This window comes from Promicromonospora sp. NPDC019610 (assembly GCF_044389365.1).
In the GTDB taxonomy this organism is placed as follows: domain Bacteria; phylum Actinomycetota; class Actinomycetes; order Actinomycetales; family Cellulomonadaceae; genus Promicromonospora.
The window spans coordinates 41579-64106 of the sequence record NZ_JBIRXX010000002.1 but is presented as its reverse complement, the minus strand read 5'-3'; the positions used below and the strand labels follow the sequence as shown (position 1 = coordinate 64106).

General features: G+C 72.1%; 21 protein-coding genes. 8 read left to right on the top strand and 13 right to left on the bottom strand.

Going from position 1 to position 22528, the window contains the following annotated elements; all coding sequences use genetic code 11:
• Complete coding sequence (locus ACH45N_RS11850) at window positions 1-915, top strand: SDR family NAD(P)-dependent oxidoreductase (protein WP_397393970.1); 915 nt, start codon at window positions 1-3, stop codon at window positions 913-915.
• Window positions 916-1119: 204 nt separating this feature from the next.
• Here the strand turns inward: ACH45N_RS11850 and ACH45N_RS11845 are convergent, their stop codons facing one another.
• Both ACH45N_RS11845 and ACH45N_RS11840 read right to left on the bottom strand, forming a co-directional pair.
• Window positions 1120-2385: a sensor histidine kinase gene (locus ACH45N_RS11845; RefSeq protein ID WP_397393968.1), complete on the bottom strand. Its 1266-nt coding sequence runs from the start codon at window positions 2383-2385 to the stop codon at window positions 1120-1122.
• Window positions 2382-3098, bottom strand: coding sequence for a response regulator transcription factor (locus tag ACH45N_RS11840; RefSeq protein WP_397393966.1), 717 nt, complete (start codon window positions 3096-3098; stop codon window positions 2382-2384). The genes ACH45N_RS11845 and ACH45N_RS11840 overlap by 4 nt, the downstream gene beginning before the upstream one ends.
• A gap of 116 nt (window positions 3099-3214) precedes the next feature.
• On the opposite strand from ACH45N_RS11840, the gene ACH45N_RS11835 reads away from it, so the two are divergent.
• The 4 genes from ACH45N_RS11835 to ACH45N_RS11820 are packed head-to-tail and all read left to right on the top strand — an operon-like array spanning window position 3215 to window position 7165.
• Window positions 3215-4261 (top strand): AAA family ATPase, encoded by a 1047-nt coding sequence (locus ACH45N_RS11835; protein ID WP_397393964.1) that lies wholly within the window; start codon window positions 3215-3217, stop codon window positions 4259-4261.
• Window positions 4258-5175, top strand: coding sequence for a DUF58 domain-containing protein (locus ACH45N_RS11830; RefSeq protein WP_397393962.1), 918 nt, complete (start codon window positions 4258-4260; stop codon window positions 5173-5175). Before ACH45N_RS11835 ends, ACH45N_RS11830 begins: the two co-directional genes overlap by 4 nt.
• Entirely contained in the window at window positions 5172-6173 is a 1002-nt protein-coding gene (locus ACH45N_RS11825) for a VWA domain-containing protein (protein WP_397393960.1), read from the top strand. The genes ACH45N_RS11830 and ACH45N_RS11825 overlap by 4 nt, the downstream gene beginning before the upstream one ends.
• Window positions 6174-6226: 53 nt before the next feature.
• Window positions 6227-7165 carry a S1C family serine protease gene (locus ACH45N_RS11820; RefSeq protein ID WP_397393958.1) on the top strand — a complete coding sequence of 313 codons (939 nt, stop codon included), beginning with the start codon at window positions 6227-6229 and terminating at the stop codon, window positions 7163-7165.
• A 5-nt stretch (window positions 7166-7170) separates the two neighbouring features.
• Here ACH45N_RS11820 and ACH45N_RS11815 read toward each other — a convergent pair whose 3' ends face one another.
• Genes ACH45N_RS11815 through ACH45N_RS11785 form a run of 7 tightly spaced genes read right to left on the bottom strand, consistent with a single transcriptional unit; the run spans window position 7171 to window position 15190 of the window.
• Window positions 7171-8226 (bottom strand): Lrp/AsnC family transcriptional regulator, encoded by a 1056-nt coding sequence (locus tag ACH45N_RS11815; protein WP_397393956.1) that lies wholly within the window; start codon window positions 8224-8226, stop codon window positions 7171-7173.
• Window positions 8223-9155: an alpha/beta fold hydrolase gene (locus ACH45N_RS11810; protein WP_397393954.1), complete on the bottom strand. Its 933-nt coding sequence runs from the start codon at window positions 9153-9155 to the stop codon at window positions 8223-8225. Before ACH45N_RS11810 ends, ACH45N_RS11815 begins: the two co-directional genes overlap by 4 nt.
• Window positions 9156-9199: 44 nt before the next feature.
• Window positions 9200-10402 (bottom strand): M24 family metallopeptidase, encoded by a 1203-nt coding sequence (locus ACH45N_RS11805; protein WP_397393952.1) that lies wholly within the window; start codon window positions 10400-10402, stop codon window positions 9200-9202.
• On the bottom strand, window positions 10399-11349 hold the full coding sequence (locus tag ACH45N_RS11800) for an ABC transporter permease (RefSeq protein WP_397393950.1): 951 nt from the start codon (window positions 11347-11349) through the stop codon (window positions 10399-10401). Before ACH45N_RS11800 ends, ACH45N_RS11805 begins: the two co-directional genes overlap by 4 nt.
• Window positions 11346-12308 (bottom strand): ABC transporter permease, encoded by a 963-nt coding sequence (locus tag ACH45N_RS11795; RefSeq protein ID WP_397393948.1) that lies wholly within the window; start codon window positions 12306-12308, stop codon window positions 11346-11348. Before ACH45N_RS11795 ends, ACH45N_RS11800 begins: the two co-directional genes overlap by 4 nt.
• 42 nt (window positions 12309-12350) lie before the next feature.
• Window positions 12351-13982: an ABC transporter substrate-binding protein gene (locus ACH45N_RS11790; RefSeq protein ID WP_397393946.1), complete on the bottom strand. Its 1632-nt coding sequence runs from the start codon at window positions 13980-13982 to the stop codon at window positions 12351-12353.
• Complete coding sequence (locus tag ACH45N_RS11785; RefSeq protein WP_397393944.1) at window positions 13982-15190, bottom strand: dipeptidase; 1209 nt, start codon at window positions 15188-15190, stop codon at window positions 13982-13984. Before ACH45N_RS11785 ends, ACH45N_RS11790 begins: the two co-directional genes overlap by 1 nt.
• A gap of 195 nt (window positions 15191-15385) precedes the next feature.
• On the opposite strand from ACH45N_RS11785, the gene ACH45N_RS11780 reads away from it, so the two are divergent.
• From ACH45N_RS11780 to ACH45N_RS11770, 3 genes are all read left to right on the top strand, one after another.
• Window positions 15386-17083 carry a dipeptide ABC transporter ATP-binding protein gene (locus tag ACH45N_RS11780; RefSeq protein ID WP_397393942.1) on the top strand — a complete coding sequence of 566 codons (1698 nt, stop codon included), beginning with the start codon at window positions 15386-15388 and terminating at the stop codon, window positions 17081-17083.
• A gap of 71 nt (window positions 17084-17154) precedes the next feature.
• Window positions 17155-17580, top strand: a complete 426-nt coding sequence (locus ACH45N_RS11775) for an ArsR/SmtB family transcription factor (protein WP_397393940.1) — start codon at window positions 17155-17157, stop codon at window positions 17578-17580.
• A complete protein-coding gene (locus ACH45N_RS11770) occupies window positions 17580-19298 on the top strand; it encodes a SulP family inorganic anion transporter (protein WP_397393938.1) in 1719 nt (572 codons plus the stop codon). Before ACH45N_RS11775 ends, ACH45N_RS11770 begins: the two co-directional genes overlap by 1 nt.
• Window positions 19299-19499: 201 nt before the next feature.
• On the opposite strand, the gene ACH45N_RS11765 is transcribed toward ACH45N_RS11770, so the two are convergent.
• The 4 genes from ACH45N_RS11765 to sufC are packed head-to-tail and all read right to left on the bottom strand — an operon-like array spanning window position 19500 to window position 22528.
• A complete protein-coding gene (locus tag ACH45N_RS11765) occupies window positions 19500-19877 on the bottom strand; it encodes a metal-sulfur cluster assembly factor (protein WP_020012947.1) in 378 nt (125 codons plus the stop codon).
• 10 nt (window positions 19878-19887) lie between these two features.
• The gene (sufU, locus tag ACH45N_RS11760; protein WP_397393936.1) at window positions 19888-20367 is read right to left on the bottom strand and encodes a Fe-S cluster assembly sulfur transfer protein SufU; all 480 of its coding nucleotides are present in this window, start codon (window positions 20365-20367) and stop codon (window positions 19888-19890) included.
• A 31-nt stretch (window positions 20368-20398) separates the two neighbouring features.
• Window positions 20399-21727 carry a cysteine desulfurase gene (locus ACH45N_RS11755; RefSeq protein ID WP_397393934.1) on the bottom strand — a complete coding sequence of 443 codons (1329 nt, stop codon included), beginning with the start codon at window positions 21725-21727 and terminating at the stop codon, window positions 20399-20401.
• Window positions 21728-21757: 30 nt separating this feature from the next.
• A complete protein-coding gene (gene sufC / locus ACH45N_RS11750) occupies window positions 21758-22528 on the bottom strand; it encodes a Fe-S cluster assembly ATPase SufC (RefSeq protein WP_397393932.1) in 771 nt (256 codons plus the stop codon).

Genomic DNA, 22528 nt, shown 5'->3' with positions numbered 1-22528 from the left:
ATGAGCGAAGTCTGGACAGAGCAGCACATCCCCGACCAGCGCGGCCGGGTGGCGATCGTGACGGGCGCCAATACCGGGCTGGGCTTCGAGACCGCGCGGATGCTCGCCGCGCGGGGCGCGACGGTGGTCCTTGCCGTCCGCGACGTCGAGAAGGGCAAGCAGGCGGCCGGTCGCATCGACGGCGACGTCACCGTCCAGGCGCTCGACCTGGCGTCCCTGGACTCGATCAGGTCTGCGGCGGCAGATCTGCGCGTCGCCCATCCGCGCATCGATCTGCTCATCAACAACGCCGGCGTGATGCACACACCGCGGCGGACCACGGCCGACGGCTTCGAGCTGCAGTTCGGCACCAACCATCTCGGCCACTTCGCCCTGACCGGCCTCCTCCTGGAGCACCTCCTGCCCGTACCCGGCTCCCGTGTCGTGACGGTCAGCAGCACCGGCCACCGCATCCGCGCGGCCATCCACTTCGACGACCTGCAGTGGGAACGGTCCTACAACCGCGTCGCCGCGTACGGCCAGGCCAAGCTCGCCAACCTGATGTTCACCTACGAGCTGCAGCGCCGCCTCGCAGCACACGGCACCACTCTTGCCATGGCCGCCCACCCCGGCGTGTCGAACACCGAGCTGGCCCGCAACCTGCCCGCGCCGCTTCGCCTGCCTGTCACCTGGCTCGCACCGCTGCTCATCCAGGAGGCCGCCATGGGCGCCCTACCCACCCTGCGCGCCGCCACCGATCCGGCAGCCGTCGGCGGGCAGTACTTCGGGCCCGGCAACCGGACCGAGACCCGTGGCTACCCACGACTCGTCAGCTCCAGCCCCGACTCCCACGACCAGGCTGCCCAGCAGCGGCTGTGGACCGTCTCCGAGGAGCTCACCGGCGTGACGTTCCCCCTCGGACGAAGCCGGCCGTAGCAGGGCCGGGGCGCGCACGGGGCCTCGTCGTCGAGAGCTTCTCGCCACCGACTGCGAGGATCGGGATGGTCAGCTTGCCTTCGGCCTGGAACCGCGTGTTCTGCTCCACGTTCTCGTGCAGCGCCCGGTACACCTTCAGCCAGGCGTCCCAACGGCCGGGCTCGCGCTCATCCGCGCGGAGCATGCACGACTGACCGTGTCCGTTCAGCTCGCGAGAGGGTCGCCCGTCGGCGGCAGGTCCCCGCGGTGTGCGCCCCGGTCGAGCGTGCGGTCGGGCAGCCAGATCGTGAAGGTGCTGCCGCGCGCGCCGTGGCCGGTGTGGAGCAGGTGTCCGTCGTGGCTCTCCGCGACCTGGCGGGCGATCGCCAGCCCGAGCCCGGACCCGTCGGGATGGTCCCTGGGGCCGGGGGCGGCGTCGGTGCCGTCACCCTCGTGCTCACCCCGGTAGAAGCGGTCGAAGATGCGGTCCCGGGACCCGGGAGGCACGCCGGGGCCCTCGTCGGCGACCGCGATCCAGGCCCAGCCCTGGTGGCTGCCGACCCCTACCGTGACGACGCTGCCCGGCGGGGCGAGACGGACCGCGTTGGACAGAAGGTTGTCGACGGCGCGCGCCAGCGAGCTCGCGTCGCCGTACGCGACCGGGCCGGAGTGGGTGCGCTCGGCGATCGAGAGGTCGCGCCGCTCGGCGACGGCGCGGTTCTCCCGGGCGGCCGCGGCGGCCACGGCCGCGAGGTCGACCTCGCGGTCGGTGAAGGCTTCGGAGCGCAGCCGAGCCGTGGCCAGCAGGTCCTCCAGCAGCCGGGACATCCGGCTGGTCGCACCGAGCACTGCGGCGGCCGCCTCGGCCCGCTGGGCCGGGTCGGCCCGGTCGTCGGCGAGCACGGCCTCGACGTTCGCCCGCACCACCGTCACGGGGTTGCGCAGCTCGTGGGACACGTCCTCGATGAGCCGACGCTCGGCGCTGAACGCGCGGTCGAGCCGGTCCAGCATCCCGTCGATGGTGTCGGCCAGGGTGCGCAGCTCGTCGTGCGGTCCCGTCGCGCCGATCCGGCGCGAGAGGTCGGTGGCGCCGATCTCCTGGGCGGTGCGGGTGATGGCCTCGACCGGTCGGAGGGCGCGCCCGGAGACCCACCAGCCCACGGCCACGCTGAGCAGGAACATCACCACCAGCGCGATGGCCGAGTAGTCCCGCAGCGTCTGCAGCGCGGTGTAGTTGACGGCGTGCTGCACCGTGTCGAGGTCGGCGGCCTGGAACTGCTCGCCGGGCTTGTAGGCGATGCTGCCGTCGGCCTTCTTCTCGAACCGCTTGACCGTCACGGGGTCCAGCGGCGCGGCCACGATCGTCTGCGACAGCGCGAAGTAGACCCCGGCGAGAATGAGGGCGGTGATGCCGAAGAGCGTCGCGGAGTAGGTCAGGGCCAGCCGCATCCGCACGGTTCGCGCCCACCCGGGAAGCCCCCGGATGGTCATGCGGGAACGCCCTCGACGGGCGTAGGCAGCTCGCGCAGTCGGTAGCCCCGGCCGATGACGGTCTCCAGCGCGGGTTCCTCGGCGTCGACCGTCAGCTTGCGCCGCAGCGTGCCGACCGTCACCCGGACGGTCTGGGTGAACGGGTCGGCGTTCTCGTCCCAGACGTGCTCCAGGAGCTCCTCGGCGGGCACCACGTAGGCGGGCCGGTTCATCAGGTAGCGCAGGACGGCGAACTCCTTGCGGGTCAGCGCCAGCTCGCGGGCACCGCGCCAGGCGAGCTGCCGGGCGGCGTCGAGCCGGATGGGGCCGTGGACCAGGACGGCGGACGGCTCCCGCGTCTCGCGGCGCAGCAGGGCGCGGATGCGCGCGGAGAGCTCGATGATGGCGAAGGGCTTGACCAGGTAGTCGTCGGCGCCCACGTCGAGGCCGGTCACCCGGTCGGTGAGCCGGCCCCGCGCGGTGAGCATCAGGATGCGCGGCGGGTCGCCCTCGGCCAGCGGGACCTGGCCGGCCCGGACCGCGCGGGTCAGGTCGAAGCCCGTCCCGTCGGGCAGGGTCACGTCCAGCAGAACGACGTCGTAGGGGTTCAGCCCGAGCTTCTCGCGCGCCTGGGCGACGGTGCGCGCCTGGTCGACGGCGTAACCCTCCCGGCGCAGTGCCACCTGCAGGGCACTCACCAGGCCAGCCTCGTCCTCCACGATCAGCAGCCGCACAGCAGCACCGTAACCGCCCGGCGCCGGTCCTGACAGGCCCTGCCGGTCCACCCCTTTCGGTCCGCTTTCGCTCCGGTTTCCCGCAGTTTTCTCCCCGGTCGGGTGGAGTCGGTGCCATGGACGACCACAAGCCCGCCACCCAGGACATCCCCGCCGTCGCCAAGCATCCGCCCCTGCGCCCGCCAGCCGCACTCCTGGAGCGCGCCCTGTTCGAGGTCAAGCGCGTGATCGTCGGACAGGACCACATGGTCGAACGGATCATGGTCGGCCTCCTCGCCCGCGGGCACGTGCTGCTCGAAGGCGTGCCCGGCGTCGCCAAGACGCTCGCCGTGCGCACCCTGGCCACCGTGGCCGGCGGATCGTTCGCCCGCCTGCAGTTCACCCCGGACCTGATGCCATCGGACATCGTCGGCACCCGGGTCTGGCGGCCCTCCCGGGAGGAGTTCGACGTCGAGCTCGGCCCGGTGTTCGCCCACCTCGTGCTGGCCGACGAGATCAACCGGGCCCCGGCCAAGGTGCAGTCCGCGCTGCTGGAGGCCATGGCCGAGCGCCAGGTCAGCATCGGGGGCCGCACCTACCCGCTGCCCGACCCGTTCCTCGTCCTGGCCACCCAGAACCCGATCGAGAGCGACGGCGTCTACGCCCTGCCGGAGGCACAGCGGGACCGGTTCCTGCTCAAGGTCGGCGTCGACCACGCGAACGAGCGGGAGGAGCTGACCATCGTGCAGCGCATGAGCAGCGCTCCCCCGCGCGTCGAGGCGCTGCTCGACCCTGCCACGCTCCGGCAGCTCCAGCAGGAGGCCGACCTCGTGTTCGTCCACCACGCCGTCGCGCAGTACGCCGTGACCCTGGTGATGGCCACCCGCCGGCCGCACGAGTACGGCCTGCACCACCTCGACGGGGTGCTGGAGTACGGCGTCAGCGCCCGCGGCAGCCTCGGCCTGATCGCCGCCGGGCGCGCGCTCGCCCTCATGCGCGGCCGGGACTACGTGCTCCCGTCCGACCTGGTCGACCTGGCGGGTGACACGCTCGCGCACCGGCTCGTGCTCACGTTCGATGCCTCGGCCGACGGCGTCGACCCGCGCACCGTCGTCGACGCCGTCCTGGCCGCCGTGCCCCAGCCACGCGTGGCGCCGGCCGAGGCCGAGGTCATCACGCCATGACCGACGCCGCACGCCGGTTCCGCCGGCTCGAGCTCACCGTCCGCCGCCGCGTCGACGGGCTGCTGCAGGGCGACGCCGACGGACACGCGCTCGGCCCCGGCGCAGACCCGGAGGAGCTCACCCTCTACCGGCCAGGCCAGGACGTGCGCCGGATCGACTGGAACGTCACCGCCCGCACCGGGCAGGCACACCTGTGGCGCACCCGCGCCCAGCACGAGCTGGACACCTGGCTGCTCGTGGACCGCAGCCCCAGCATGACCTTTGGCACGGCCCTGGCGGAGAAGGTCGACGTGGCCGAGCAGGTCGCCGCCGCCGTCGGGCTGCTCACGGCAGCGCCCGGCAACCGGGTCGGCGTCGGCCTGCTCGACGCCGCAGGGCTGAGCTGGATCGCGCCCCGCCCTGGCCGGTCCGCCGCAGGCACCCTGGCCAGGCTGGCCGACGCCGGACGGCAGGGCGGTGCGGCACCGCCGCTGGCTGACGCGCTGCGCGGCCTCGGGGCCCGGGCGCGACGGCGCGGGCTGTGCGTGGTCGTCACCGACCTGGTGGACCCCGACGGCGGCATCGACCGGCCGTTCGCATGGGAGGAGCCGCTCCGGCGGCTCACGGCCCGGCACGACGTGGTCGTGGTCGAGGTGGACGACCCGCGCGAGCACGAGCTGCCCGACGTCGGCGAGGCCGTCTTCGTGGACCCCGAGTCCGGGGCGCAGCGCGAGGTGTCCACCTCCGACCCCGCGCTGCGCCTCGCCTACGCCATCGTCGCCGCCCGCCACCGCGACGAGACCGCCGCGGCCGTGCGCGCCTGCCGCGCCGAGCACCTGCGCGTGAGCACCGACCAGGACTGGTCCGCCGCGCTGGCCCGGTTCGTCAGGGACCGGCGACGGCGCCCCGCACGACGCACGAGGAGGACACCATGAGCTTCACCGACCCGCTGATCCTGCTCGCCCTCGTCCCCGTGGCCGGGCTCGCGGCCGCCTACCTGGTGATCCAGCGCCGCCGCACCCGCTACGCCGTCCGCTTCGCGACGCTGCCCATGCTCGACCGTGTCGCGCCCGCCCGGCCCCGCTGGCGGCGCCACCTGGCCACGGGTCTGGTCCTGCTCGCCCTGGCGGCGTTCGCCACCGCCGCCGCCGGACCACAGATGCAGCTGCGCGTGCCCTACGAGCGCGCCACCGTGATCGTCGCCATCGACGTCTCCGGCTCCATGGAGGCCCAGGACGTCATGCCCGACCGCCTCACCGCGGCGAAGCAGGCCGCCGTCGAGTTCGTCCGCGAGCTGCCGCCGACCGTCCAGGTCGGGGCGGTCGCCTTCTCGGGCGAAGCGGATCTGGTCGCCCCCGTCACGTCGGACCGGGCGCTGGTCGAGGACTCCATCGCCGCCCTCCAGGCCCAGGGCGGCACAGCGATCGGCGAGGCGGTGTTCGCCTCGGCGGCAGAAGTCGTCCGCCAGGCGACGGCCGACGCGACGGCACCCGACGACGGCCCGTCCGGCCCGGGCGAGGTCCTTGACGACGCGCCCGCCGACCCCGTCCCGGCCCGGCTGGTGCTGCTCTCCGACGGGTACAACACGGCCGGACGCAGCCCCGCCGAGTCCGTCCGCGCGGCGCTCGACGCCGAGATGCCCGTCTCCACGATCGCCTACGGCACACCCACCGGCGTCATCGACAACGGGATGCGCACCCAGTCGGTGCCGGCCGACGACCAGTCCCTGCGCACCCTGGCCGAGCAGACCGGCGGGCACTTCTACCGCGCGGAGAGCGGCGCCGAGCTCGACCAGGTCTACGAGGACATCGGCTCGGCGATCGGCTGGCGCACCGAGACCACGCTCGTGACCACCCCGCTGGTCCTCCTGGGCCTCGCCCTCACGATCACCGCCACCGCGCTCTCCCTGCGCTGGTTCTCCCGCCTGGTCTGACCCCGTTCGTCCCCACCGTCCCAGCTGTCCGACCCGTTCGAAGGAGCATGCCCGTGAACACCGCCGCCCCGGGGACGAACGACGTCCCGCACGGAATCGGCCGGCCCGCCGGACCGCGACGCTTCGTCCTCGGTGGGCCGGCCACGCCGCCGGCCGTACCGGCGCCCAGGGTGCCGGGCGTGCCGAGCCCCGCGTCGGGCCCCGTACCCGCCCGCCCGATCCGCACGCCGGACACCACGCCTGCCGGCCCCGCTCGTGTGTCTCGCGCAACGCCCCGTCGTCCTCGTCCGCTGCTCACGCTGGCAACCGCCCTGGCCCTGGGTGCTCTGGCCGGTTCGGCGACGACCGGGTTGGTGACCGGGCTCGCCGCCGCACAGCAGGACGTCCCGGCACCCGCCGTCGCCGCTCCCGGTGCCGTCACGACGACCGCGAGCGCCGCCGAGCGGGTGCTGCCGAGCGTGGTGCAGGTGCGTGCGGGGTCGCGTGGCGGTTCGGGGGTGATCATCGACGGCAGCCACGTGGTGACCAACGGTCACGTGGTGGTCGGTAGCGACTCGGTCGATCTTCTGCTCGGCGACGGTCGTACCGTGACCGGGCGGGTGCTGGGCACGGACGAGCGCAGCGACATCGCGGTGGTCGAGGCGGACCTCGGCAGCGCTCCTGCGGCGACGCTGGGCAGCAGCGCCGCGCTGCGGATCGGTCAGCCCGTCATCGCCGTCGGGTCCCCGCTCGGGCTGACCGGAAGCGTGACCGCGGGGGTGGTCAGCGCGGTGGATCGCGATGCGGGCGGCTCGGCCGAGCCGATGGTGCAGACCGATGCGTCGATCAACCAGGGCAACTCCGGTGGGCCGCTGGTCGATCTCGCCGGGAGGGTGGTCGGGATCAACACGTCGATCGCGACGGTGGGCAGCTCCGGGAACATCGGCATCGGCTTCGCCGTCCCGATCGATCGCGCGGCCGAGGTCGCCGGGCGGATCATCAGCCGGTCCTGACCGGCCTAGGTGTCAGCCGACGGGCCGGTCCTGGTGTCGACGCCGGCGGCGATCTCCGAGGCCTGCGCCCGCCACCACGGGGTCTCGACGAACCCGCGTTTGAGGTAGAGCACCTCGAGGGACGCGTTCCAGCCCTCGACGCCGTCGAGCCGGGCGAGCGACCCGGTGATGAAGGCGTACAGCTCCTCGACCGTGGGCGTGATGATCTCGCACAGGAGGGAGTTCTCGTCGAGCAGCGCTGCGAGGTACCGCACGAACGGGTACCGGGCCAGCTCGTGGGCCACGGCGTCGATGCGGGACGGCGCCACCTTGACCGTCATCAGGGCCTCGGAGCTCATGCCGAGCGCGGCTGACGGGACGAGGGTGAGCAGGCTGATGCACTGGGAGGCGCGCAGGCGCTCGAAGCGGCGGCGCACGCTGGACTCGTTCATCCCGATCTCGTCGGCGATGCTCTGGAAGGTGCGGCGGCCGTCGTCGCGCAGGGCGGCGACGATCTGCCGGTCCGCGTCGTCGAAGTGTTCGGGCACGCAGATGACCGGCTCGGCGGCCTCGGCCTCGTCGCCCTCGGCGGGCGGGCCGAGGAGCTCCCGGTAGAGCTGACGGCCCCAGTCGAAGCTGACCTTGTAGACGTGCAGGATCAGGTCGCTGCGCCAGCGTTCCACGCCCGGTACCGACTGCACCTCCTGGAGGACGCGGGCGTGGTGCGCCGCACCGCCGCGCACCACGAGCTCGAGGATCACGTCGTAGCCGCCGGTGACGATGGTGCAGAACCGGACGTCGGGGTTGGCCGCGAGCGCAGCGGCGACCTGGACCTGGGTGCCGGTGGCGCAGTTGATGCGCACCCAGAAGGAGTCGAACGGTCCGTCGGCGCCGAGGGCGGGGACGGCGGCGACGCGTACGACGCCGTCGGCGATGAGCTGTTGGCCGCGGCGGGAGACGGTGGTGACGGAGGCGTCGACGGCTTCGGCGACGGCGCGCCAGCTCGCGCGGCCGTCGTGCTGCAGCGCGACGACGATGCGCTTGTCGAGGTCGTCGAGGTCCTCCAGCGTGGCGAGGTTCATGCGCGGCCGGCGGCTGTCGTCGGGCCGGCTGCGGGGGCCGGTGGGTACGTCTCGTGCAGGAAGTTGCGCACTACCCGGGTCCACTCCTCGGCTTCTTCGATCTGGGGTGAGTGCCCGGAGCGCTCGAAGACCACGAGGCGGGCGTCCGGGATCAGCTCGGTGATGGTCTGCGAGCACGATACCGGGGTGATCCAGTCGGTTCTGCCGACCGTGACCAGGGTGGGGGCCGTGATTCCGGGGAGCTGCGGCTTGAGGTCGTAGGCGGGCAGGTTCACGGAGAACGCGTAGTTGTGGGCCTCGTACCGGTAGGGGGTGGCGGCGACCTTCCGCTCGACGGCGTCGGGGTCGTAGACGAAGTCGTACAGGGGCAGGATCTCGCGCCAGCAGTCGCGCAGGTCGTCGTCGTCCCGGACGCGGCCCTGGTCGATGCGGTCGAACTTCTCCATGTCGACCGTGACGCGGTCGGAGGCCAGGGCGTTGTCCCGGGCCAGGTGGGCGTTGCCGTGGTCGGGTGAGGTGTCGCGCAGCACGACGGCGGCCACCCGTTCGGGGTAGCGGACGGCGTACTCCATGGCCATGAACCCGCCGTAGGAGCCGCCGGCGATGGCGACGCGCTCGGCGCCGGCCCATTCGCGCAGGGCGTCCAGGTCGGCGGCCCACTGCTCGTGGCTGAACGTGCCGGAGCCCTCGGACGCGCCGCTGCCTCGCGCGTCGAACACGATCACACGGTACTCGTCGGCCAGGCGACCGAAGCTGGCGCGCGGCTCGGCGCGGGAGCCGAGGCCCGGCGCGCCGTGGTGGGTGAGGATCACGGGGGCGCCCTCGGGTCCGAGCACCTCGACGGCGAGCTCGTTGCCGTTGATCGTCACGCGCTGGGCGGTGCTGGTGGCGGCGGCGAACTCGGGCGAGACGTCGTCGGTCGCGGTCATGGCGGGTCCTCTCGTGAGGGCAGTCGTGGGGTGGGACGGTCAGCTCAGACCGGGATCACGCAGTCGTCGAGCGAGCGCGGGTAGGTGGTGAGCGGCTGCGAACCGGTGGCGGTGACGACCATGCTGTCGCTGATGCGGTAGCCGGCGTGGCCGGGCACGTAGAGGCCGGGCTCGTTGGAGACCACCATCCCGGGCTCCAGGGGCGTGTGGTCGCCGTCCTCCAGCCACGGGGGCTCGTGCATGCCGAGCCCGATGCCGTGGCCCTGCCGGTGGCGCAGGTACTGGCCGAGCCCGGCGTCCCGGATGACGTCGAGGCAGCGGGCGTTGCTCTCGGCACAGGGCACGCCGGGCGCGATGGCCCGACCGCCCTCGGCCTGCGCGAGCCGCACGGTGTCGTGGTAGCGGCGCTGGTCGGCGGTCGGCTCGCCGAGCACGAACGTGCGCTCGCCCTCGACGAACCGTCCGCCGACGGCGCAGCCGAGGGAGAGCATGAAGGTGTCGCCGGGGCGCAGCCGGTAGCCCGAGGGCAGGCCGTGCGGGATGGCCGAGTTGGGGCCGGCGTACACGAGCCCGCCGGCCAGGGGCGAGACCACCACGACGTCGTCGTGGTCGGCGTACATGGTGGCCGTGCCCACCGAGGTGACGTGCCGTGCGAGCTCCTGCTCGCTGGGCAGGTCGCCGCCCGCCGCGACGGCCTCGGTCACCAGGGTGACGCCGGCGGCGAGCATGAGGTCGGTGATCCGCGCGGCCTCCTGGTGCAGCGCGAGCTCCTCGGGCAGCTTGCGGTACCGGGCCCGGGTGACGAGCTCGGTCGGCACCCACTGCGTCGCCGTCAGCGCGCCCTGGGCGAGGGCGAGCCGGTGCTGCGTGACGAGCGTGGTCACCCCCAGCCGCCCCCGGACGCGCCCGGCGGCCCGGGCCAGGGCCGCGAACGGGTTCTCCACACCGGGGTACTCGGCGTAGGACACGATGTCGGCGCGGGCGTGCTGCTCCTGCGCGTGCTGCCGCTCCAGCTCCGGGACCAGCAGGAGCGCGGGGCCCTCGGGCCGCAGGAGCACGGCCACGGGCCGCTCCCCCGGGTGGTGGAAGAAGCCCGTCAGGTAAGCGACGTCCTCCGGGTCGTCGGTCAGCACGGCGTCGAGGTCCTCGGTGCCGAGCCGTTCCCGGACGCCGTCCTGCAGGCGGTCCAGGACGTCGGCGGGCAGTCGCTGCGGGAAACGGGCCGGGGTGTCGGTCGAGGTGGTCATCGGTCCTGGTTCCTCGGGTTGCGGGCGTCGTTGTAGGCGATCGACAGGAGGGTTGCGGACAGGACGAGCGCGAGGATTGCGAGCGACGGGAACAGGGTGAGCCACCAGGCGCTCACCATGGCCCCGGACTGTTGCGCCTCGTAGAGGATGCGGCCCCACGACCAGGTGGTCGGGTCGCCCAGGCCGAGGAACGCCAGGCCCGCCGCGGAGAGCACGGCGCGCGACGCCGTGACCACGACGGACACCACGACCACCGGGGTGACGGCGGGCACCACGTGCCGGCCGATGATCCAGGCGGCGTTGCGGGTCATCAGCCGCGCGGCGTCGACGTACGGCAGGCCGACGACGGCCAGGGCCTGCGAGCGGACCAGCCTCGTCACCTCGGGCCAGGAGAACGCGGCCACGACCAGGATGATCGTGGTGGTGCTCGGGCCCGCGAGGGCGGCCACGAGGATCATCAGCGGGAGCACCGGGAGCGAGAGCGTCAGGTCCACGAGCACCCCGACCACGGCGTCGACCCGGCGGAAGTACGCGCCGACGACGGCGGCCAGCGTGCCGAACGCGATGGCGATGGCGGAGGCCGCGACGGCGACCAGCACAGACTGGCGGGTGCCCCAGACCACCTCGGCCAGCACGTCGCGGCCCAGGGCGTCGGTCCCGAACGGGTGCGCCCCGCTCGGCGGCTGGAGGACGTCGGGGCTGTAGCTCGCCGGGGGCTGCGACAGGAGCGGGGCGAGCACGCTGACCAGGACGATCAGCGCCAGCACCGCGAGCGAGAAGACGCCCAGCGGCTGGCGCCGGAAGGCACGCCAGGTGGCGCTGCCGGCGCGGCGGGCCCCGCGAGGTCCGTCGCTGCCCGGCGCGGGCGGCGGGGCCGCGGGATTCACGAGGGGCGTGTCGGCGAGGGGCGCTCCGGCGAGGGCCGGGTCGGAGATCGGTGCGGTCACGATGTCTTCACTCTCGGGTCGAGGAAGCCGTAGGCGATGTCGGTGAGCATGTTGGCCGCCACGACAGTCACCGCCAGCAGCAGGAACGCACCCTGCAGCACGGGGAAGTCGAGCTGGGTCACGGCCTCGTAGATGCCGCGGCCGATGCCCGGGTAGGCGAACACCGTCTCGGTCAGCACGGCCCCGCCCACGAGGAACCCGAGCTGCAGGCCGATGAGCGTGGTGGTCGGCAGCAGGGCGTTGCGCAGCGCGTGCTTCCACAGGATCCGGCGGGGCGAGAGGCCGTTGGCCCGCGCCAGGGTCACGTAGTCGTCGCCCAACGCGTCCACCAGCGCGGCCCGCATGGTCAGCACGTACGGGCCGAGCTGGACCAGCGTCAGCGACAACGCGGGCAGCACGAGGTGCGACAGCACCGACCCGTACCACTGCACCCCGTAGACGTCCTGGTCGTAGGCACCTCCGATGGGGAACCAGCCGAGCGCCAGGCCGAACAGGAACAGCAGCACGATGCCGACGCTGGGCACGAACAGGGACTGGCCGGTGACGCCGACCACCTGGACCACGCGGTCCCAGGTGCGCCCCTTGGCCGAGGCGGCCAGCGCGCCCAGCGGCACGCCGACCACCACGGTGAGGGCCAGGGCGGTGAACGTCAGGAGCAGCGTCCACGGCAGCCGGTGCAGGAGCACGTCCAGCACCGGCACCGACTGCGTGAACGACGTACCGAGATTGCCCTGCAGGAGCTGGCCCAGGTACAGCACGTACTGGACCGGCAGGGGCTGGTCGAGGCCGTACTGCACGAGCAGGGCCGCCCGCGCCTCCTCGGTCATGTTCGTGCTCGCCACGGCGAGCGCCGGGTCGCCCGGCAGGAGGCGCAGGAGCAGGAACGTCACGGTCACGGCGAACCAGATCGTCAGCACTCCCCGGCCGAGACGGCGCAGGACGAACAGGGTGAGAGACACGCGGGCGGCCTTTCTTGTCGGTACGTCTGGTCGGTACGGGGTCTACTCGCCGGAGACCCGATGGGCGGACGCGACGGACGGCGCGCTCACGATGGACAGCAGCTCGCTGGGCTTGACCACGAAGCCGTCCCAGTCCGAGCTGTAGGCCATATAGAGGTTCTGCGTGTACATGATGTTGTCGTAGACCTCCTCGTGGACCAGGGCCGCGGCCTCCTGCATGAGCGCGACCTTCTCCTCGGCGTCGGCCGTGACGGCCGCCTGCGCGACCAGGTCGTTGAGCTCGGGGTCGTCCACGTGGGTGTAGTTGATGGCCCCGCCCGGCAGGTACGAGAGCGTGAAGTTGGTGACGGGGTCGTCCATGATGGCGAAGTTGCCGGCGTAGATGTCGTAGTCGCCTTCGTCCGTGCGGGCCAGGTAGGTGTTGCGCTCCAGGCCCTCCAGCTCGATGGCGATGCCGGCCTCGGCCGCGCTGTCCTTGACGAGCTGGGCCCACTGGCTGGTCACGCTGTCCTGCAGCGAGTACAGCAGCCGGAAGGTGACGGGGAACATGCCGTCGGCGTCGGCCTCGTACCCGGCGTCCTCCATGAGGGACCTCGACAGCTCCGGGTCGAACTCGTACTCGGTCAGCGAGTCGTCGTGGTACTGCGACAGCACGGGCATCAGCGGGCTGGAGCCCGTGGAGACCGCCTGTCCCTGGAGCACCACCTGACGGATGGTCTCGTAGTCGGCCGCGTGCGCCAGCGCCTGGCGCACCTCGGTCTTCGCCAGGTCCGGCTGGTCCATGTTGTAGACCATGTGGGCATAGCCCAGCCCGGGCACCTCGGCCACCTCGATGCCCTCGGCGGCGCGCAGCTGCTCCACCTGCGCCGGCGGCAGGGCGTTGGCGATGACGTCGACCTCGCCGCTCTGCAACGCCAGGATCTCGGTGTTGACGTCGGGGTAGACGCGGTAGACCACCCGCGCCGGGACCGGCGTGCCACCCTCGACCAGCGGGTACGGCTCCTCGGTGCGCTCCAGGGTGTAGCTCTGCCCGGCCTGCACGTCGGTGAGTACGTACGGCCCGGCGCTGACCCAGCCGTCCTCGCCGTCGTTCGCGAACTCGGCCACGGACCCGGCCGGCTCGAACACGTGCTGCGGCACGACGTTGCCCCAGAACCCGATCTCCTCGATCACGGACGTGTCGGGCTCACTGAGCGTGACCTCGACCCGGGTGGGCGAGACGGCCTCGGCCGACTCGACGTGGCCCATCTGCCCGAAGAACGTGCCCGCGGGCGCGTCCTGCTTGACGGCGTTCAGGGTCCAGGCCACGTCGTCCGCCGTGAGCGGCTCACCGTCGCTCCAGGTGAAGTCGTCACGGATCTCGTAGAACCCGGTGGTCTCGTCCACGTAGCCCCAGTCGGTGGCCAGTGACGCCTCCTTGCTGCCGTCGTCCGCGATCGACAGCAGGTGCGGGTACATCAGGTTGGTGACCCAGTAGTCGCTGCGGCTGTTACCGATCAGCGGGTTGTAGTTGACCACGTCGGTGGTCGTGGCGATCGTCAGGGTGTCGTCGCCCGCCTCGGCGGGCGCGCCGCTCCCCTCCCCGTCGGACGACGGCGCCTGCGGCGCGCACGCCGCCAGCGCAAGCGCCCCTGCGGCGGCGGTGGCCGCCAGGCTCAGTCTTCGCAGCTTCATCAGATCCAGACCTCCTCAAGAACGCGCAGGGTGTTGCCGCCGACGACGGCGCGGATCTCGTCGTCGGACCAGCCGTGCTTGACCAGCCAGCCGATGATGTTGAAGAACTCCTCGGCCGGGTTCTCGACCCCGTCGACGTACTGGACCTTCTCGTAGTCCACGTGGCCGTGGGCCTGGGAGATGGAGAGGTTGGACGCGAAGGCGTCGTGCAGGCCCACGTGGTCGCCGAACAGGGTGTCGGGACCGAACGTGACGTGCTCCAGACCGACCAGGTCCACGCAGTACTGGAAGTGGTCCATGACCGACTCCAGGGAGTGCCGCGGGTGGTTCGGCGACAGGGTCGTGTGCGGAGCGGCCTCGATGCCGATGACGCCGCCGCGCCGGGCGCACTCGACGATGGTCTCGTCGGTCTTCATCCGGTTGGTGGGCCACAGGCCACGGGCGCCGGCGTGCGTGATGAACACCGGCTTGTCGGAGGTCTTGATGACGTCGAGGCAGGTCCGGTCACCGGAGTGCGAGATGTCGATGGCGATGCCGAGCTTGTTCATCCGCTGCACGGCCCGCTCGCCGAAGTACGTCAAGCCGCCGTCGCCGCGCTCCTTGAGGCCGGAGCCGAGGGTGTTGGCCTCGGAGTAGGCGATGCCCATCATGCGCACGCCGAATCCGTAGAGCACGTCCAGCCGGTCCACCTCGTTCTCGATCATGGTGGCCGCCTCCAGCGAGAAGACGTGGGCGATCCGCCCGGTCTCCTGGGCGTAGCGGATGTCCTTGAGCGTCTCGCCCTTGATCACGAAGTCCTGGTGGGCCAGGTCGGCCATGCGGACGCCCAGGTCGAAGAGCACGTCCTGGTACTTCCAGCCGGCATCGCTGGAGATGCAGCAGGTGCCGTCCATGCCGTTGTCGAACACCGCCGTCAGGCCGGAGCGGCTCAGGCCCTGGTAGCCGGTGCTCTCCCGGCCCTGGCGGATGTAGCCGCGCAGGTCGGTCATGTCCTGCGGGAAGACCTGGAGGTGGTCGTGCAGCGAGATGACGGTCTCCTGCTCCAGGAGGCGCGTGGTGCGCTCGGTCTCGCTCGTGCTCAGGTCGAGCCCGGCGTAGGCAGGGACACGGCCGACCTCCTGCGCGAGCTCGAAGGCGCGGTAGTCCACGCCCGGCTCCAGGTAGTCGTAGGCCCGGTATCCCGCGTAGTGCTTCGCTGGCTCCAGCACTGTTGCCTCCTCGGCATGTCGTTGCATCGGACGGCCGCACCCTCCGACACCCGAGAGAACGGGACGAGAATTCGGCGTGGTGGACCTCACGGTCGCGACTATTCGGCGCACGTGTCAATGCGCATGGGTTAATCCGGCTCCAGAATTCACGTGTGTGAAACATCGGGCATCGGTCCGCAGGGCACCATGGACGGCATGGCACCCCTCTCCGACAGCCCCGCCCCCGTGCTGCGCGTCCGCGGCCTCGACATCGGCTTCCGGTCCGGCACCCAGGTCACGCCGGTCGTGCGGGGGCTCGACCTGGACGTGCGTCCTGGCGAGCTCATGGCCCTGCTGGGCGAGTCCGGCTCCGGCAAGACGGTGACCGCACGCGCCGTCCTCGGCATCCAGGACCCGGCCGCGACGGTGACGGCCCGCGAGCTGAGCGTGGGCGGCACCGACCTGCTCGCCTGCACGGAGCAGGAGCGGCGTGCACTGCGGGGCGAGCGCATGGGCATGGTGCTGCAGGACGCCCTCTCCAGCCTGAACCCGGTGCTCACCGTGGGTGACCAGGTGGGCGAGATCTTCCGGGTGCACCGCGGGCTGAGCCGGCGGCGGGCACGCGAGCGTGCGGTCGAGCTGCTCGACCTGGTGGGCATCGCGGCCGCCCGTACCCGCGTGGACGACTACCCGCACCAGTTCTCCGGCGGCATGCGGCAGCGCATCCTCATCGCCATGGCCATCGCTCTGGAGCCCGAGCTGCTGGTCGCCGACGAGCCGACCACGGCTCTCGACGTGACCGTGCAGGCTCAGATCCTGCGACTGCTGGACGACCTGCGTGGCCGGCTCGGCATGGGGGTGCTGCTCATCACGCACGACATCGGCGTGGTCACCGAGGTGGCCGACCGGCTCGCGGTGATGCGGGACGGCGTGGTGGTGGAGGAGGGGGACGCCGACGCCGTCTTCGCCGCGCCGGCCGAGCCCTACACGAGGATCCTGCTGGGCTCCGTGCCGCGTGCCGGGGCGGCGCGGGTGCTGGAGCCGGCTCCCGCCGGGACCTCTTCGGCGGGGGCTCCGGGGGCGGGCGCCGGCCGCCCGGACGACGTCGTCCTGGAGGTGAGCGGGCTGGGCCGGACGTTCCACGGCGGTTCGCCACTGGCCCGCCGCACGGTCCGCGCGGTGGACGGGGTGGACCTCCTGCTCCGCCGCGGCGAGACGCTCGGGATCGTCGGCGAGTCCGGGAGCGGCAAGTCGACGCTCGCCCGGATGGTCGTGGGGCTGGAGAGCGCCGACCAGGGTACGGTCGCCTACCACGGGCACGACGTCACCCGCCGCACCCGGGGCCCGCGCCCTGTGCCGCGGACCGGCACGCAGATGGTGTTCCAGGACCCGTACACCTCGCTCGACCCGCGCATGCGGGTGCGCGACATCATCGCCGAGCCGCTGGTCGTGACGCGCACCGGCACCGCCGCGTCACGGCGGGAACGGGTGGCCGAACTCCTGGAGCTGGTCGGCATGCGCCCGGAGGTCATGGACCGGTTCCCGCACCAGTTCTCCGGCGGCCAGCGGCAGCGCATCGGGATCGCCCGCGCGCTGATGCGCGACCCCGACGTCCTGGTCTGCGACGAGCCCGTCTCCGCGCTCGACGTGACCATCCAGGCGCAGGTCACCAACCTGCTCGTCGACCTCCAGGAGCGACTCGGCCTGTCGATCCTGTTCATCTCGCACGACCTGTCGGTGGTGCGTAACCTCGCCCACCGCGTGCTCGTGATGTACCGCGGCGAGGTCGTCGAGACGGGCGACGTCGAGCAGATCTTCGACAAGCCCGGCCACGCCTACACCCGCGAGCTGCTCGCCTCCATGCCGCCACTCACCCGCGCCGAGCGCGGACGACTGACCGCGGACGCCGCATAGCCGGGCGTTCTTCGGCGACCGGGCGCCGCCGTCACGACGCCACTGGTTTCAGCAGATGCTAAAGTGCTTCGGTGGACGCACAGCCCCTCTATGCGATCAAGGCGGAACTCTTCAAGAGCCTGGCGCACCCCGCGCGGATCCAGGTACTCGAGGTACTCGCGGCCGCCCCTGACCTGACGGCGCCGGTCTCCCGCCTGCTGAAGGTGACGGGCGCGGAACCGTCTGCGCTCTCCCAGCACCTCGCGGTCCTCAAACGCGCAGGAGTGGTCGTCTCGACACGGTCAGGCAACGCGGTGCAGTACCGGCTCGCCGAACCCCTGGTCGCGGAGCTGCTCCTGGTCGCGCGCGCCTTCCTGCTCCGGCGCCTGGCCGGCCTCGACGCCGACGACGAGCGGCTCACCATCGCGCGCCGCCTGCCCACCCTGCCTGGGGCAAGCGCCCGGGCAGTGCTGGAAGTGGCCCTGACCGAGACGGCCCCGAACCAGGTCGCGGAGTGATGACGGTCCGCGACGCGCTCGTCGGGCTGGACGTCCGTGACCTGCTTCCCCGGCGGCGCGACTACGACCTGCGACCCCGGACGCTCGGAGCCGACCTGCTCGCCGGCACGACCGTGGGTGTCGTCGCGCTGCCGCTCGCGCTCGCCTTCGGCGTCAGCTCCGGCGTCGGAGCGGCCGCCGGCCTGGTCACGGCCGTCATCGCCGGCATTGTCGCGGCGGTGTTCGGCGGTTCCCGGTTCCAGGTCTCCGGCCCGACCGGTGCCATGGCTGTCGTGCTCGCGCCGATCGTCGTCGACCATGGACTCGGCTCTGTCGCCCTGGTCACCGTGCTTGCCGGGCTCCTCGTGCTCATGGCGGGACTGCTCCGGCTCGGGCGGGTGGTGACCTTCATCCCGTGGCCGGTGGTGGAGGGGTTCACGCTCGGGATCGCCACGATCATCTTCCTGCAGCAGGTTCCCGCTGCCGTCGGGCAGGACACAGGAGTCGGAGGAAACACCCTGGTCACGGCGGTACGTGCGATCGGCGACGCGGCCCTGGCCCTCGACTCACTCGCGCTGGACGCGACCACGCTCTGGTCGCTCGGGATCGTGGCGCTGGTCGCCACGTCGATGGTGGTCCTGCGCCGCCTGCACGACGCGATCCCCGCCTCCCTGGTGGCCGTTGTGGTCGCGACCGTGCTCGCCGAGGCCACCCGGGCACCTCTCGCCCGCATCGGGAACCTGCCCGACACTCTTCCCGTCCCGGTCCTGCCCGGTGTCAGCGCGTCCGCCGTCGGAGACCTGCTGAGTGCGGCCGTCGCGATCGCGGCGCTGGCCGCCATCGAGTCTCTGCTGTCCGCGCGGGTCGCCGCGTCGATGGCGCCAGGCGGCTCGGTCTACGAACCCGACCGGGAGCTTGTCGGGCAAGGCCTCGCCTCCCTGGCATCTGGCTTGTTCGGCGGCATGCCCGCCACCGGCGCGATCGCGCGCACCGCGGTCAACGTCCGTTCCGGAGCCCGCACCCGGCTGGCCGCCGTCGTGCACGCACTGGTCATCCTCGCGGTGATCTACCTCGCCACCGGACCCGTGGGGCGCATACCGCTCGCTGCTCTGGCAGGCGTGCTCATGGTGACGTCGTTTCGCATGATCGGTGCCGGGACCATCCGCTCCGTCCTGCGCTCGACCCGGTCCGACGCCACCACCTTCATCGTCACGGCCGTCATCACCGTCGGGTTCGACCTCATCGAGGCCGTGCAGATCGGGCTGGTCGTCGCAGCCTTCTTCACCCTGCGGCGTCTGGCACGCGCCTCGTCCGTGCACCGCGAGCCACTACCGGGCGTCGCGCACGAGGGCGACGAGCATGTTGCGCTGTTCCGGCTGGACGGCGCCATGTTCTTCGGAGCGTCCGACCGGATCCTCGGCGAGGTCACCGACGCCTCGGTCCGCGAGAACGTCCTGGTCGTCATCCTCCGCCTCTCCCACCTGGGCATGGTCGACGCCACCGGGGCGAAGGCCCTCGCGGAACTTGTCACGGCACTCGAACAGCGGGGCATCACGGTGCTGGTCAAGGGCGTGCAACCCCGGCATCGCAAGCTCATGGTCACGGTCGGCGTGCTGGACGAGCTACGTCACGAGAACCACGTGTTCAACACCTTGGCCGACGCCGTCGCGCACGCACGCTCCCACGTGCTGCGCTCCGCGCAGGGCACCGACATCCCACAACTCGACGGACGACGGTGAAGGCTGCCTGATCTCGCCTTCGCCGCCCGTGGCGCCGAGCACGTGCGCAAGCGCAGGTGCCCACGTGCACGAACGCCCCGGATCCCGTGGGAGGACGGGTGGCCTCACCTGGCCACCCCTGTCCACCGCAGTCCCACGGGACCCGAGGCGAAACCACAGGTCAAACTGCCTTTCCGCTGATCAGCCGATCAGCGCGAGCCGTCAGACGTTGAAGCCCAACATCCGCAGCTGCTCCTTGCCGTCGTCCGTGATCTTCTCCGGACCCCACGGCGGCATCCAGACCCAGTTCACGCGGAAGCCGTCCACGAGGCCCTCGAGCGCCTGGGCGCTCTGGTCCTCGATGACGTCCGTCAGCGGGCAGGCCGCCGACGTGAGGGTCATGTCGATGGTCGCGTGGTTGTTCTGGTCCACCTGGATGCCGTAGATCAGGCCCAGGTCCACGACGTTGATGCCCAGCTCGGGGTCGATCACGTCGCGCATCGCCTCCTCGACGTCCACCACGGTGGTGGGCGAGGGGCCCACGCCCTCGGCCGGAGCGGCCGGGGCGTCCTGCCCGACGTCGGTGCTTGCCTCAGTCATCGGTCTCTCCTCAGCTCGTGGCCAGCGCGCCGCTGCGCGCCAGCGAGTCCTTGAGCGCCGCCCAGCCGAGCAGCGCGCACTTGATCCGGGCGGGGTACTGCGACACGCCGGTGAAGGCGGTCGCGTCGCCGAGGGCGTCCTCGGCGTCGTCGTCGCCCAGGCCCTTGCCGCGGGACGACATCAGGTCGTGGAACAGGCCGTCCAGCCGCGCCACCTCGGCGAGGTCGGCGCCCTCGACGAGCCCCGTCATGACCGACACGGACGCCTGCGAGATGGAGCATCCCTGCCCCTCCCAGGAGACGCCCGCCACGGAGCCCTCCGGCGTGACGTCGACCCGGAGGGTCACCTCGTCACCGCACGTCGGGTTCACCTGGTGCGACTCCCCCGCGAGGTGTCCCTCCACCGACGCGACGTCGACGAGCCCGCGGCCCACCGGATGCTTCGCGTGGTCCAGGATCACCTGCTGGTACATCTGCTCGAGCGTGCTCACGACGCTGCCTTTCTAGATCTCACCGAAGAAATCACTCTGCTCCGAAGAACGCCCGGACCCCTGCCAAGGCTTCCCGGAAGGCGACAACTTCTTCGACCGTCGTGTAGACCGACGCCGACGCGCGCGCCGTGGCGGCCACGCCGAACCGGCGGTGCAGCGGCTGCGCACAGTGGTGCCCCACCCGCACGGCGATGCCCTTGTCGTCCAGCACCTGCCCGACGTCGTGCGCGTGCACGCCGTCGACCACGAACGAGACCACGGCGAGCCGGTCGGCCGTGTCGAGGGGGCCGATCACCCGGACGCCCGGGATGTCGGCGATCTTCAGCATCTCGGCGGCCAGCTCGGTCTCGTGCCGGGCGACGCCCGCCATGCCGAGCTCCCCGAGGTACTCCGCCGCGCAGCCCATGCCGACGGCCTGGGCCACCATCTGGGTGCCGGCCTCGAAGCGCTGCGGCGGCGGCGCGTAGGTGGTGGACTCCATGGTCACGACCTCGACCATGGACCCGCCGGTGACGGTGGGCGGCATGGCCTCCAGCAGCTCGCGCCGCCCGTACAGGGCGCCGACGCCGGTGGGGCCGAGCATCTTGTGCCCGCTGAACGCGGCGAAGTCGACGCCGAGCGCGTGGAGGTCCACGGGCATGTTCGGCACGGACTGGCAGGCGTCGAGCACGGTGAGCGCACCGACCCGCCGCGCCGCCGCGACGAGCGTGGCGACGGGCGCGATCGCGCCGGTCACGTTCGACACGTGCCCGAACGCCAGCACGCGGGTGCGCTCCGTGACGATCTCGTCGAGGGTCGAGAGGTCGAGCCGGCCGTCGTCCGCCACCGGGATCCAGCGCAGGACGGCGCCCGTCCGGGCGGCCAGCTCCTGCCACGGGACAAGGTTGGCGTGGTGCTCCGCCTCGGTGACGACGATCTCGTCGCCCGGCGCGAGCCGGAACCGCGCCGCGGCCTCTCCCCCACGACCCAGGGTCGCGTTGGAGAAGGCATACGCCACGACGTTGATCGCGGCGGTCGCGCCCGGCTGCCAGACGATCTCGCCCTCGTCGGCGCCGACGAACGCGGCGACCGCCGCGCGCGCCTGCTCGAACGCCTCGGTGGCCTCCTCGGCGAGCTGGTGCGCGCCGCGGTGGACCGCGGCGTTGCGCTGCTCGTAGAAGTCCACCTCGGTGTCCAGCACCACCTGGGGTTTCTGGGAGGTGGCGGCGGAGTCCAGGTACACGAGGGGTTGACCACCCCGCACCGTGCGCCCGAGCAGCGGGAAGTCCGCCCGGACGGCGGCGAGCTCGGTGGTGGAGAGCGAGCCGCTCTCCGTGGCCTGCGGCGCCGGGTCGCCCGGTCGCACGGTGGTGGTGGTCATCATGTCCCCTCGAAGTGCCTCAGCGGTCGGTCAGGCCGTGGCCGTCGCGCTCGCGCCGACGTACTTGTCGTAGCCCTCTTCCTCGAGGCGGTCGGCCAGCTCGGAGCCGCCCTCCTCCGCGATCCTGCCGTCGACGAAGACGTGCACGAAGTCGGGCTTGATGTAGCGCAGGATGCGCGTGTAGTGCGTGATCAGCAGGATGCCGACCTCGGTGTTCTCCTTGGCGCGGTTCACGCCCTCCGAGACGATGCGCAGCGCGTCGACGTCGAGACCGGAGTCGGTCTCGTCGAGGATGGCGAAGCGCGGCTTGAAGAGCTCCATCTGCAGGATCTCGTGGCGCTTCTTCTCACCGCCGGAGAAGCCCTCGTTCACGGAGCGCTCGGCGAAGGCCGGGTCCATGCGCAGGTTCTCCATCGCGCCCTTGACCTCCTTGCCCCAGGTACGCAGGGCGGGGGCGGTGCCGTCGATGGCGGTCTTGGCGGTCCGCAGGAAGTTCGCGACCGAGACGCCGGTGACCTCGACCGGGTACTGCATGGCCAGGAACAGGCCGGCGCGGGCGCGCTGGTCGACGGTCATCGCCAGCAGGTCCTCGCCGTCGAGCGTGACGGTGCCCGAGGTGACGGTGTACTTGGGGTGGCCGGCGAGCGCCGAGGCCAGGGTGGACTTGCCCGAGCCGTTGGGGCCCATGATCGCGTGGGTCTCACCGCTGGCGATCGTCAGGTCGACGCCGCGCAGGATCGGCTTGGGGCCTTCCTTGGTCTCGACGCTGACATGCAGGTCGCGGATCTCGAGGGTGGGCAT